The organism is Lactobacillus sp. B3795, from assembly GCF_026535805.1.
Taxonomy (GTDB): domain Bacteria; phylum Bacillota; class Bacilli; order Lactobacillales; family Lactobacillaceae; genus Apilactobacillus; species Apilactobacillus kunkeei_C.
On sequence record NZ_JAFNPE010000006.1, the window covers coordinates 25,728 to 38,577 of the forward strand.

The 12,850-nt window shown below is 36.8% G+C and carries 10 protein-coding genes; all 10 read right to left on the reverse strand.

Annotated elements, in window-relative coordinates:
* Nucleotides 1-5: 5 nt before the first annotated feature.
* The 10 genes from J3U50_RS03430 to recA all read right to left on the reverse strand — a co-directional run bounded on the left by J3U50_RS03430 (nt 6) and on the right by recA (nt 12,800).
* Nucleotides 6-1,367 carry a DEAD/DEAH box helicase gene (locus tag J3U50_RS03430; protein ID WP_053791660.1) on the reverse strand — a complete coding sequence of 454 codons (1,362 nt, stop codon included), beginning with the start codon at nt 1,365-1,367 and terminating at the stop codon, nt 6-8.
* A 3-nt stretch (nt 1,368-1,370) separates the two neighbouring features.
* Nucleotides 1,371-2,339, reverse strand: a complete 969-nt coding sequence (locus J3U50_RS03435) for a bifunctional oligoribonuclease/PAP phosphatase NrnA (protein ID WP_301945563.1) — start codon at nt 2,337-2,339, stop codon at nt 1,371-1,373.
* Nucleotides 2,340-2,475: 136 nt separating this feature from the next.
* Nucleotides 2,476-2,790, reverse strand: coding sequence for a preprotein translocase subunit YajC (gene yajC / locus J3U50_RS03440; RefSeq protein WP_080695532.1), 315 nt, complete (start codon nt 2,788-2,790; stop codon nt 2,476-2,478).
* Between the two features lie 67 nt (nt 2,791-2,857).
* Nucleotides 2,858-3,868, reverse strand: a complete 1,011-nt coding sequence (gene ruvB, locus J3U50_RS03445; protein ID WP_053791659.1) for a Holliday junction branch migration DNA helicase RuvB — start codon at nt 3,866-3,868, stop codon at nt 2,858-2,860.
* 13 nt (nt 3,869-3,881) lie between these two features.
* Entirely contained in the window at nt 3,882-4,499 is a 618-nt protein-coding gene (gene ruvA, locus J3U50_RS03450) for a Holliday junction branch migration protein RuvA (protein WP_054608063.1), read from the reverse strand.
* Nucleotides 4,500-4,512: 13 nt separating this feature from the next.
* A complete protein-coding gene (gene mutL, locus J3U50_RS03455) occupies nt 4,513-6,453 on the reverse strand; it encodes a DNA mismatch repair endonuclease MutL (protein WP_301945564.1) in 1,941 nt (646 codons plus the stop codon).
* A gap of 15 nt (nt 6,454-6,468) precedes the next feature.
* Nucleotides 6,469-9,090: a DNA mismatch repair protein MutS gene (mutS, locus tag J3U50_RS03460; protein ID WP_301945565.1), complete on the reverse strand. Its 2,622-nt coding sequence runs from the start codon at nt 9,088-9,090 to the stop codon at nt 6,469-6,471.
* Nucleotides 9,091-9,113: 23 nt separating this feature from the next.
* Nucleotides 9,114-9,914, reverse strand: a complete 801-nt coding sequence (locus tag J3U50_RS03465; protein WP_041152719.1) for a TIGR00282 family metallophosphoesterase — start codon at nt 9,912-9,914, stop codon at nt 9,114-9,116.
* A 79-nt stretch (nt 9,915-9,993) separates the two neighbouring features.
* Nucleotides 9,994-11,541, reverse strand: a complete 1,548-nt coding sequence (rny, locus tag J3U50_RS03470; RefSeq protein WP_171819656.1) for a ribonuclease Y — start codon at nt 11,539-11,541, stop codon at nt 9,994-9,996.
* Between the two features lie 212 nt (nt 11,542-11,753).
* Entirely contained in the window at nt 11,754-12,800 is a 1,047-nt protein-coding gene (gene recA, locus J3U50_RS03475) for a recombinase RecA (protein ID WP_034532137.1), read from the reverse strand.
* Between the last annotated feature and the right edge of the window lie 50 nt (nt 12,801-12,850).

Consider the following 12,850-nt stretch of genomic DNA (forward strand, 5'->3'; position numbering starts at 1 on the left):
AAACGTTATCTATAACGTTGTGAACTGTTCTTCTTGGACTTTCTCTTACGACGTCCTTCTTCTCTTTGTTGGATACGACGATTCATTTCATCGTTTCGCTTAAGCTCTTGTTTAATCTTGTTCTTGTAACCAGGCTTAACGTTTCTCTTCTTCTTTTTAATCATACCAATCATGGTTGGTTCTAGTTTGTCATGACCACGACGGTGTGACTTTCTACGGTTACGATCATAAGTGTCTTCAACACGGCCACCACGAATAACCTTTGGCTTAAATGAAATGCCCATCTTTTCTAATGCATCAATTTCATCTTCTTCATCAGGTGCATAAAGTGTAACCGCAGTTCCAGGCATGTTATTTCTACCTGTTCTTCCAACACGGTGAATGAAGTATTCCAAGTCTTCTGGAATATCATCGTTAATAACATCAGAAACACCTTCAATATCAATTCCACGAGCAGCTAAATCAGTAGCTACAACGTATTGGAATTCAAGATTTTGAATTTGTTTCATAGTTCTCTTACGTTCACGTGGTGTTAAATCACCAGAAACAATTCCCACCTTTAATCCTTGGTTACGTAAGAATTCGTAAATTTCTTCGACACGTTTTCTAGTGTTAGCAAAGATTAATACAAGGTAAGGTTCACCCATGGTGATTAACTTGTAGATTAAGTCGTTCTTGTTTTGACCCTTAGTTGAAATTAACCAGTTATCAATTGTTGGACTGATAACAGTTCTGTTTGGAATGTTTTCAACGTATGGATTTTCTAGATACTTCTTCAAGAATGGTTTTAATTTTTGTGGAATGGTTGCTGAGAACACCATCATTTGAACATCCTTACCAAAGCTAGCAGCGATGTTGTCGATATCGTTTAAGAAACCAAGGTCTAGTGTCATATCGGCTTCATCAATTACTAGTTGAGTAGCTGTATGAACTTGTAGATGTTGACCCTTGATCAAATCAGAAATACGGCCTGGAGTTCCAATAACGATTTGTGGTTGTTCATTCTTTAGCTTTTCAATTTGTCTAACCTTATCAGTACCACCAACGTAGTTAGCGATATGAATGGTCTTGTCTGAATGCTTAGCTAGTTGCTTAGCATTGTTGTAAATTTGGTAAGCTAATTCACGACTTGGTGTGGTGATAACAGCTTGGACTTCCAAAGTGTCAACGTCTAAGTTATCAAAAATTGGTAACAAGAACGCATGAGTCTTACCACTACCAGTGGCTGATTGACCAACAACACTTCTACCCTTACGGATTTCAGGAATAATCTTTTCCTGAATAGCAGTTGGTTCTCTAAAGTTTAATTCATCTAAAGCATCCATGATGAATGGCTTTAAATTGTATTGCTTAAATGTACTTGGCATTTATTATTCTCCTTTGTAACTAGCGACTAATTCGTCTAATTTACTAATTACCGACTTGATTTCATCTTCGTCTTTAGCAGCGGCACCACTTGCCAAATCATGACCGCCACCGCCAAATTCTTTGGCTAATTCATTAATAGCTGGTCCTTTGGATCTCAAGCTAATCTTGTATGTGCCATCTTCTTTTTGAATAAAGATAGCCCAAGCGGTTACTTGATTGATATTGCCAGGAAGTGGCACAACGGCTGAAGTTCTTTCATTGCCTAAATTGAATGGTTCCAAAACTTCATCGCTTAATACGATATAAGCGGCTCCACTATCGGTAATGCTTAGATTTTCATATACATATGCGGATAGTCTAGCCATTGGTAAGTCAATTGATGATTCAATTGTGTTAACTTCACTAATTGAGAAGTCTAACTTAGCCAATTCTGATGCTACCCTAAATGTGTTTGATGAAGTAGATGGATATTTGAAACGACCAGTGTCACCAATAATACCAGCGTATAATAAGCGACCAGCATTTGCGTTAATCTTTAACTTCTTTGAGGATTCAAACAAATCATAGATTAATTCAGATGTACTTGATGCTTCTGGTTCTACCCACATAATGTCCCCAAATTTGTCATCATTTGGATGATGGTCAATCTTAATCATCATCTTTCCATGGGTATATCTATCATCATCAACTCGAGGTTGGTTAGCGGTATCAACAACAATAACCAATGCATTCTTGTATACATCGTCATCAATTTCGTCGGTTGTTCCTAACCAATCAAAACTTTGATATTGCTTTCCAACACAATAAACCTTCTTTTTTGGAAAAGATGCCTTGATGATGTTTGCTAAACCCATTTGAGAACCATATGCATCTGGATCTGGTCGTTGGTGTCTATGGATAATAATTGTATCAAAATCGCAAATGGCTTTGATAATCTTACTTTGCGTTGATAATTTGAAAAAATTAAACATTTTACTCATAATCGCTCCTAATATCCTTCTATAAATTCATAACATAATTATATCATATGGTCATTTATGTTGTTTAGGCCTTAACAGACAAAAGAGACAACCTTCAGCACTGCTGAAAACTGTCTCTTTCAACTTATTATTTTTCTTCTTTAGCTTCTTTGGCTGAGTCATCTGACTTAGCGTCAGCAACACGATCAGTTACCTTTGCGATTGCGTTTAGGTCAAATACTAAGTAAATGCCGTCACAGTCTAAAGTAACAGTCTTTTCTTCTTCGTTGATATCGTCAACGATACCGTGTAAGCGACCGATAGTTGTTACGTGGTCACCCTTTTGAAGTTGTTTTAATGTTTCTGCGTGTTTTTGTTGTTGTTTCTTTTGTGGTCTAATAACCAAGAAATACATAATCGCAAATAATACGATTAAAATAATAAATCCACTGTAGTTACCCATTATAGTTCACCGTACCTCTCATAATTTAATATATATCTTATCAAAATTATCATTAATAGTCCAGTCCCTAATTATCTCTATTAATTGGATAATTAAGGTGATGATAACCATTATCGGTTACCACTCTACCCCTGGCAGTTCTTTTAATGTAACCAATTTGAAGAAGATATGGTTCATACATTTCTTCAATTGTATTCACTTCTTCTCCAATATTAGCAGCAAGTGTCGATACACCAACCGGTCCACCATTGTAAAACTCAATCATGGTCTTTAACAACTTAATATCAGTTGCATCCAATCCTTCGTTATCAACACCCAACATTTTAAGTGAAGTATCAACGATATCGACATCAACGTTTCCATCGTTAGATACTTGAGCAAAGTCACGAACTCGTTTTAATAAACGGTTCGCAATTCTAGGTGTTCCTCTTGAACGTCTAGCAATTTCATGTGCACCTTGATCGTAAATCTTAGTATGGAAAATGTCAGCTGAACGTAAAACTATATCTTGTAAATCTTCGGTATTGTAGTACTTCATGTGTTCAACGATTCCGAAACGATCTCTAAATGGTGCTGATAGCAATCCGGCTCTGGTAGTTGCACCAATCAAAGTAAATGGTGGCAATGGTAAATGAACAGGATGCGCTGTTGGACCTTGACCCACAACGATATCAACACTGAAGTCTTCCATTGCTGAATAAAGCATTTCTTCGACTGTCTTTGGAAGACGATGAATTTCATCGATAAATAAAATATCACCAGGTTGTAATTCGTTTAGCAGTGCTGCTAAATCACCAGTCTTTTCAATTGCTGGACCACTGGTTGTTTTGATGTTTGCTTCCATTTCGTTTGCAATCACCATCGCTAAGGTAGTCTTACCTAACCCTGGAGGTCCGTACAACAGAACGTGGTCTAAAGTTTCTTCACGTTGTTTGGCAGCCTTAATGTACACTGACAACTCTTTCTTTAAGTCGTCTTGACCAATGTACTCTGATAAGTATTGTGGACGGAGTGATTTTTCAAATGTTTCTTCAGTTCTACCTTCACTATCGCCTGAGATAATGCGGTTGTCATCCATTTAATACTCCTCCTTAAAATTTAGTTACAGCACTTAAACCTTGTCTTAAGTAATCTTCAGTAGTTGTAACTTCAATATCTTCTAAGGCCTTTCTAGCCTTCTTAATGTCACGTGCTGAATATCCCAATTCACTTAGTGCTTCTAATGCATCTTCAAGTGCTTGGTTGTCTGATTTATCATCTGATACAGGTTGATTTTCAGCAGTAAAGTCATCGAATAATGATGGTGCAATGTCATCTAGCTTGCCCTTCAAATCAAGAATGATTTGCTTAGCAGTCTTTTGACCCACACCTGGGAACTTAGTTAAGTAAGTAACGTTTTCTGTATTAATTGCGCTTAGTAATGATTGTGGATCGTTTCCAGCAATAATTGCTAATGCACTCTTAGGACCAATTCCTGAAACGTTTAGCAATTTTTCAAAAATTGATTTTAATTCTCGGCTGGAGAATCCATAGAGTAGTTGTGATGAATCAGTCACGGCTTGGTGAATGAATACCTTCACTTCTTCATTACTATCTACTTGGTATACATATGGATTAGATGTGTATACCAAGTATCCAACTCCGTTTACATCAACTACGATATATCCGGGTTGGACATCTTCGATGGTTCCTTTTAAATATTCAAACATAGTCTATCCTCGATTACATAAAATTGTCGTTAGTATGTGGGTCTTGAATTCGTTTGAACATCTTTTCCATATCTGTATTAGAAAAAGATACTAAAACGGGTCTGCCATGAGGGCAATTAAACGGATTGTTAACAGTCGCTAATTCATCAAGTAAATGAACCGCCTGTTTTCTATCCAAGTGATGGTTAGCCTTAATTGCTTGCTTACAACTCATCATAATCGCTGTCTGTGCTCTAAATGAAGCTACCGAGATATTCTTATGATTAATGACCCAATCAATCATTTCTCGAATGGTTTCTTCCTCGTTACCTTCTTCAATCCATGTTGGATGTTGCTTTACTACGAAGCTGTTCTTCCCAAATGGTTCAACATTTAGGCCAACTTCTTGTAACATCCCCAACTTTTCTTGAATGATTAACGCATCACGATTAGGATAATCCAAGACTAGTGGCACTAACAAACTTTGTTGGTCGTTAGATACCTCTCCAATCTCAGTTCTCAATCGTTCATAGTTAATTCTTTCTTGAGCAGCATGTTGGTCGACAATGTACATACCATCGTCTGATTCAGCAATTAGATAAGTTCCGTGAAGTTGACCAATATACAAAAGTTTAGGAAAACGTGGTTGATTATCGTTGTTTGATACCTCATCATCAGTCACTTCATCTTCCCCAAATGGAGTTACGGGGTGTTCGTAGCGATGAGCAAAACTTTTTACATCTTCATCATTTAATTGTGCCTTATTACTGATGTAAATAGCATCAATATCAGAAGTCTTGATGTCTTCCTTAGGTGTTGCTTCTTTTTCTTCTGCTTGAGGTTGTAAAACGGGCTCAACATAATCGTTAACTAAAGGTTCACTCTTTGGTTCTTCCCTTGTCTGAGAATATTGATTGATTTGCATTTGCAACTGTTCAGTAGTATATCTTGGTTGAACAGCACGGTCTCTAGTCATCACTTCTGGAATTAGATTTTCTTGATAAATCGTATCATAGATTGTTTTGGCGACCAAATTACATAACTGATCTTCCTTGCTAATTCTAACGGTTTGTTTGGTTGGATGAACATTGACATCCGTTAAAACCGGATCCAATTCGATATTTAATACAGCAATTGGATAACGACCAACCATTAGCTTAGAACCATAACCATCGGTGATTGCTTTGAATAAAGCATAGTTTTTAACGTATCGACCATTCAAAGTGATGGTGACATAGTTTCTAGAAGCTCTTGTTAATTCAGACAAACTTACAAAACCACTAATCTTAAAGTCATTATCAGCATTTTTAATCTTAATAATACGCTTTAAGTTCTTGGCACCATAAATATCACCAATCACCTGTTGCAGTTGGCCTCTACCTGATGTTTTTAAGATTTCTCTTTGGTTATGAACCAACGAAAATGCGATATTAGGATGGCCAATTGCTAAACGATCAACAATATCAGAAATCTTGGCTAATTCAGTCTTGATGGTCTTCATGTATTTCAATCTAGCAGGTGTATTAAAGAATAAGTCCTCAACGCAGATGCTTGTTCCTCTTCTAGCTTCTGCTGGTTTGATTTCTTTAATTTCGCCACCCTTGATATGAATCTGAGTTCCTTCATCCCCAGTCGATGTTTTCAAATGAACATCTGACACTGAAGCGATTGAAGGCAAGGCTTCACCACGGAAACCTAAGGATTGCACCTTGAATAGATCTCTTTGGTTAGTAATCTTACTTGTTGCATGACGTTTAAAGGCGATTTCGACATCATCGTGATTAATCCCAATTCCATCATCGATAATTTCGACTTTCTTTAATCCTGCATCTTCAATATTGATATCAATTTGCGTACTTTGCGCATCAATTGAATTTTCAACTAATTCTTTTACAACCGAAGCAGGTCGTTCAACAACTTCACCGGCTGCAATTTGATCAGCAAGAATTGTTGATAACTCATGTATTTTATGCAAGATTAATCACCTCATTTATTTATCAATTTCGCGTTTCCATTTATATACTTCATTCATAATATCCATTGGTGTCTTAGACATCAAGTCTAAGTCCTTAAGAGCTTTTAGAATCTTATCTTCGCCACTCTTACGTTTTTTCTTTTGGGGTTCTTTGACATCCCCAAACAATGAAAGTTGTTGTTCTGGTTCATCAATTTCATCTTCAACGACTGGACTTGATTTTTCTGCCATGACAACATTGTCGGTATTAGTCTTTTCATTGTTGTTTTCCAAGTCACTTAAGATGACGTCTGCTCTGGATAATAATTCATTTGGTAAACCAGCTAATTTTGCAACGTGAATACCATATGACTTATCGGCAGCACCCTTCTTCACCTTGTGTAGAAAGACTAGTTCACCGTTTTTTTCAACCGCACCAACATGAACGTTTTGTAGTTCATCCAATGAGTCGGCTAGTTCAGTCAATTCATGGTAGTGAGTAGAAAATAGTGTCTTAGCATGGATGTGATTGTGAACATATTCAATGATTGATTGAGCTAACGCCATTCCATCGTATGTGGCTGTCCCTCTACCAATTTCATCGAATAAGATCAAACTGTTATCGGTAGCATTTTGAATCGCTTCGTTTGATTCCTTCATTTCCACCATGAAAGTACTTTGTCCAGAAATCAAATCATCAGCAGCACCAATTCTGGTAAATATTTGGTCAAAAATTGGCATTTCGGCAGACTTAGCAGGAACAAAACAACCAATTTGGGCCATGATGACTGTTAATGCCAATTGACGCATGTAGGTACTCTTACCAGACATATTAGGACCTGTAATTAACAAGACGTTTGTTCCTGGATCCATAATCACATCGTTTGGTACGTATGATTGATGACCCATAACCTTTTCAACCACCGGATGTCTACCATCAATGATTTCTAGCTTGTGTTCTTCATTTAAAGTTGGACGAACCAATCTGTATTCATCTGAAATAGATGCAAAGCTTTGCATTACATCCAAACTGGATACCGCATTGGCTAGTTTTTGTAGTCTTTGAATTGCACTCTTAACAACATCGCGGACTTCACTGAATAATTCATATTCTAAGGTCTTGGATTTTTCTTGTGCTTCAATGATTAACTTTTCTTTTTCCTTTAATTCAGGAGTAGAAAATCTTTCAGCATTGGTAAGAGTTTGCTTTCTTTCATATCTATCTTCTGGCAACTTGCTTAGGTTGGCCTTTGATACTTCGATGTAGTAACCGAAAACGTGATTGTAACCAATCTTTAGGTTATTGATACCGGTAAGCTCACGTTCTTTGCTTTCTAGTTCAGCAATCCATTGTTTTCCGTTGTTCATTGCATCCCTGTATTGATCCAACATTTCGTTGTAGCCATCTTTAATAACTCCACCATCAGTGACTGAGATTGGTGGTTCTTCAGTAATTGCCTTTTCAATCAGTTCTGACACTTCATCAACTGGGTCTAAATCATTGTTAATTTCATCAAATGATTTTGTATCCATTTCATCCAAGATATATTTAATCTTTGGAATTTGTTGTAATGATGTCTTTAATTGAACTAAGTCACGACCGTTAACTGAACCAAAGGAAACCTTACCGGCAAGTCTTTCCAAATCGTAGACCTTCACTAACATGTCAGTGATTTCACTACGTTCATAGTAATGGTTTAATAAATCATCGACTTGGTTTTGACGATTTTCGATGGATGATTTATCAATTAGTGGATGGTCAATCCATTCACGTAATTTTCTACCACCCATCGCTGTCTTGGTTTCATCCAATAACCATAGTAAACTACCTGACTTCTTGTTGGTTCTAAGGTTCTTGGTTAATTCAAGGTTGTATTGTGAATTATGATCCATCTTCAAAAATTCAGCTGGCTTGTATGCAACGGCTGCCTTCATGTGAGAAAGGCTACGTTTTTGAGTGTCCACAATGTAAGTAGTTAGACGATTTACGACCTTCTTTTCTAGGTCTTGTCTTAAGCCTTCTGAAAGATATCTCATATCATCTAATTCTTTAATGTCATCTTGATATGAAACTAAGATTCCAACTTTATTAATTAGTGCGACATCTTTTTCAGGAATTTCACGGTTAACGATTACTTCCTTAGTTTGTAGAGTCATCAACTCGTTTAAAACACTGTTCATATTACTTAAAACAGTGGTCTTTAATTCACCGGTAGATAGTTCAGCGTATGCAAAACCATAACCAGCATCTGAATATTCAATTGCTGTTAAGTAGTTATTATCCTTAGCATTTTCGGCACCCATTGTAGTTCTGGTACCTGGAGTAACTAATTGGGTAACGGCTCTTTTAACCATTCCCTTTGCCAATTTAGGGTCTTCCATTTGTTCTACAATTGCGACTTTGTACCCCTTATCGATTAAGGTATCGATGTATGATTCAACCGCTTTGTGTGGCACTCCACACATTGGAATTGGATTGTCGGCATTCTTACTTCTAGAAGTTAATGTTAGTTCAAGAATTTGGGCACCCTTTACCGCGTCTTCATTGAACATTTCATAAAAGTCACCAAGACGATAAAAAACAAAAGCATCTGGGTATTGATCTTTTACTTTCTGATATTGTTCCATCATTGGTGTTTGTTTAGTTTTACTAGCCATTAAAACAATATCCTCCTTTGCTACTAACCCTTATATGGGTGATTTGGATCAATTAATATTTTTTCAATAGATCTGGCAGTGCCATCATCTCTTAAATCGATAACACATCCGGAGACGATTCCACGTCCCTTTTCTTCAACTTCAAATCTAGTTGGACGTTGGGTAATGAAACGATGAATGATATTTTCATACTTCATTCCTAAGACACTATCAAATGGTCCACACATTCCAACGTCAGAAATGAACGCTGTGCCGTTTTTTAGAATTTGGTCATCATTGGTCTGCACATGTGTATGAGTTCCCACAATCGCAGAAATTTGACCATCTAGATACATCCCCATTGCTTTCTTCTCACTGGTTGTTTCAGCGTGAAAATCAACAAAAATTGCATCCGCTTCTTTTTTAATTTCACTGATAAGTTCGTCAATCTTTTGGAAAGGATCATCGATTGGATCAATAAAGATTCTTCCTTGTAAATTAACAACCGCTAATTTCTTATTATTAACGTTAATAATTGTATATCCACTACCCGGTACATCCTTACCAGGATAATTAAGAGGACGTACTAATTTTTTGGTATCATCGATAAAATCGAAGATTTCTTCGTTATTCCATGCATGGTTTCCTAATGTAATTACGTCAGTCCCTGCACTCATAATTTGTTTATATACTTTTTTATTAATTCCGCGACCAAATGATGTTGAATTTTCACCATTTACAATCGTTACCTGTGGCTTGTAGTCTCTTTTTAGAATTGGTAGATACTTGCTTACCATCTCTACCCCCAAGTTACCTACTACGTCACCTAAAAATAGTATTCTCATTTTCGTCCTCAATTCATTATTATATATATACTATTTTACATCGTTTTACATAAAATAAAAAAGGGCAAAAGCCCTTTTTTTATTTTGCATATTCGATTGATCTTACTTCTCTAATAATTGTAACCTTGATATGACCAGGATATTCCATATCCTCTTCAATCTTATTTTTAATATCTCTAGCTAAAACAACTGCTTGAGTATCAGAAACTTTTTCTGGTTTTACAATCACTCTAATTTCACGTCCGGCTTGAATTGCGTAGCTCTTGTTTACTTCTTCGAAGCTATCACTAATTGTTTCCAAACTTTCTAGACGATGAACAAAGCTTTCAAGAGATTTGCTCTTTGCACCTGGTCTAGCAATCGCAATCTTGTTTGCGATATTAACTAATTCAGAAATGATGTACTTAGGTTCACTGTCTTCATTATCGGCTGCAATTGAGTCAATAACAACTGGACTTTCTTTGAACTTCTTGGCTAAGTCAACACCAAGGTCAATGTGGGAACCTTCTGTTTCATTATCTGCAGAGCGACCAATTTCGTGCAACAATCCTGCGCGTTTTGCTAATACGACGTCTTCGCCTAATTCTGCGGCTAAGACACCTGACAACTTCGCAACTTCAATAGAATGGCTCAAAACATTACGCCCATGGTAAATCTTGAACTTCAATTTACCAATCATCATAATCATTTCAGGACTCAATGAATGAATTCCTAAATCAAATACTGTTTCTTCACCAATTTCTTGAATCTTTTCATCAAGTTCTCGACGACTCTTATCTACCATTTCTTCGATTCGAGCTGGGTGGATACGACCATCCTTAATTAGGCTTTCAAGTGCCATCTTGGCAACTTCTCTTCTAATTGGATCAAATCCACTTAGCACAACTGCTTCTGGAGTATCATCAATAACCAAATCAATTCCTGTTAGGGTTTCAAAGGTTCTGATGTTTCTACCTTCGCGTCCGATGATACGACCTTTCATATCATCGTTAGGTAGGTTAACAACTGAAACTGTGGTTTCAGATACGATATCAGCAGCACTTTGTTGAATCGCTTCAATAACTAGATTCTTGGCATTCTCAGAAGATTCCTTACGAGCTAGGTTATAACTATCTTTAACCATTTTGGCACGTTCGTCAGCTAATTCTTTCTTTGTTTCGTTAATAATTAGCTCTTGTGCTTCTTCTTGAGAAAGTGAAGAGATACGTTCTAACTCATCTTGACGTTGTTTAACTAGCATATCAGCTTGCTGTTGCTTTTGTTCAAGTTTCTTTTGGTTTGAATTAAGCTTTTCTTCACGCTTATTCAATGAATCTTCACGCTTATCAAAAGCGTCATCTTTACGATCTAAAGAATCTTCACGTTGAATTAGACGATTTTCTTGTCGTTGAACTTCAATTCGTCTTTGCTTAATTTCTTTTTCGATGTTTGAACGATAATGGTTACTCTTTTCTCTAGCTTCAAGAATTGCTTCCTTAGCTGAGGTTTGAGCTTGTCGTTTAGCATCTTCCAAAATATCTTGTGCACTCATGTGGGCCTTTGTTAATTTCTTATCAACAATTTTCTTGTTAGAAAACATTCCCACAGAGATACCAACTACAAAAGCAGCGATGATTGCGAGGATCATAGGTAAAAAATAAGTCATAGGCTTATTGCACCTCCACATCATCTAATTTAATTAAGTTTTTGATAATTGCGCATTGAATGATTTATTAGTCATTTTGCGAACTAAATAAATAGTTCAATGTACATTACTATATTTTAAATTTTAGTTGTGAAAGTGTCAACACATGTTATTTTCTTTTGCAAAATAAAAAAAGCCTTTCGGCTTCTTTATCGTTATTCTTCACCAGTGTCCAAACTTGTTTGTTCAGCTTCACCTGATTCAGAATCATCTTCGCCCATGCCATATGCAGCACGAACTTTTTTGTTAATTTCTTCCATTTTGTCCGGATTATCTTGTAAGAATTGTTTTGCGTTTTCACGACCTTGACCAATTCTTTCTTCACCGTATGAGTACCATGAACCAGACTTACCAATGATATCTTGTTCAACGGCCATATCAACTAATTCACCAGTTTGTGAAATACCTTGACCGTACATGATATCAACTTCGGCACGCTTGAATGGAGGAGCTACCTTATTCTTGGCAACTTTGATCTTAGTTCTGTTACCAATAATGTCAGTACCATCTTTAATTTGTTCAGCTCTTCTGATTTCTAGTCTGATAGTTGAATAGAACTTAAGAGCACGTCCCCCAGGTGTAGTTTCTGGGTTACCAAACATAACACCAACTTTTTCTCTAATTTGGTTAATAAATAGAGCTATAGTCTTAGTCTTGTTAATTGATCCAGATAACTTACGTAGTGCTTGTGACATTAAACGAGCTTGCAAACCAACGTGAGCATCACCCATTTCACCTTCAATTTCAGCTCTAGGTACTAAAGCCGCAACTGAATCGACAACTACGATATCAATGGCACCACTTGATACAAGGGCGTCACAAATTTGTAAACCTTGTTCACCAGTATCAGGTTGTGATAGAAGTAAATCATCAATGTTTACCCCTAGGTTGGTAGCATATACTGGATCCAAAGCATTTTCAGCATCGATGTATGCCGCTGTTCCACCTTGCTTTTGTACTTCCGCAACAGCTTGTAACGCAATGGTAGTCTTACCTGAACTTTCAGGTCCATAAATTTCAACAATTCTTCCTCGTGGGAATCCCCCAACACCTAATGCATTATCAAGTGCTAAGGAACCTGTTGGTACAGTGGAAATTCTAGTATCTCCACGGTCTCCCATTCTCATGATTGAACCCTTACCGAATTCTTTTTCAATTCGTTTTAAGGCACCATCTAGAGCCGCTTTTCGTTCATCAGCCATTAATTTGACCTCCCTTTGATAACTATTCGATATTTATACTATACTAATCT

Excerpts from the sequence above, each read along its gene's own strand:
- J3U50_RS03430 (WP_053791660.1), bottom strand. The coding sequence starts at position 1,367 with ATGCCAAGTACATTTAAGCAATACAATTTAAAGCCATTCATCATGGAT.
- J3U50_RS03435 (WP_301945563.1), bottom strand. The coding sequence starts at position 2,339 with ATGTTTAATTTTTTCAAATTATCAACGCAAAGTAAGATTATCAAAGCC.
- yajC (WP_080695532.1), bottom strand. The coding sequence starts at position 2,790 with ATGGGTAACTACAGTGGATTTATTATTTTAATCGTATTATTTGCGATT.
- ruvB (WP_053791659.1), bottom strand. The coding sequence starts at position 3,868 with ATGGATGACAACCGCATTATCTCAGGCGATAGTGAAGGTAGAACTGAA.
- ruvA (WP_054608063.1), bottom strand. The coding sequence starts at position 4,499 with ATGTTTGAATATTTAAAAGGAACCATCGAAGATGTCCAACCCGGATAT.
- mutS (WP_301945565.1), bottom strand. The coding sequence starts at position 9,090 with ATGGCTAGTAAAACTAAACAAACACCAATGATGGAACAATATCAGAAA.
- J3U50_RS03465 (WP_041152719.1), bottom strand. The coding sequence starts at position 9,914 with ATGAGAATACTATTTTTAGGTGACGTAGTAGGTAACTTGGGGGTAGAG.
- rny (WP_171819656.1), bottom strand. The coding sequence starts at position 11,541 with ATGATCCTCGCAATCATCGCTGCTTTTGTAGTTGGTATCTCTGTGGGA.
- recA (WP_034532137.1), bottom strand. The coding sequence starts at position 12,800 with ATGGCTGATGAACGAAAAGCGGCTCTAGATGGTGCCTTAAAACGAATT.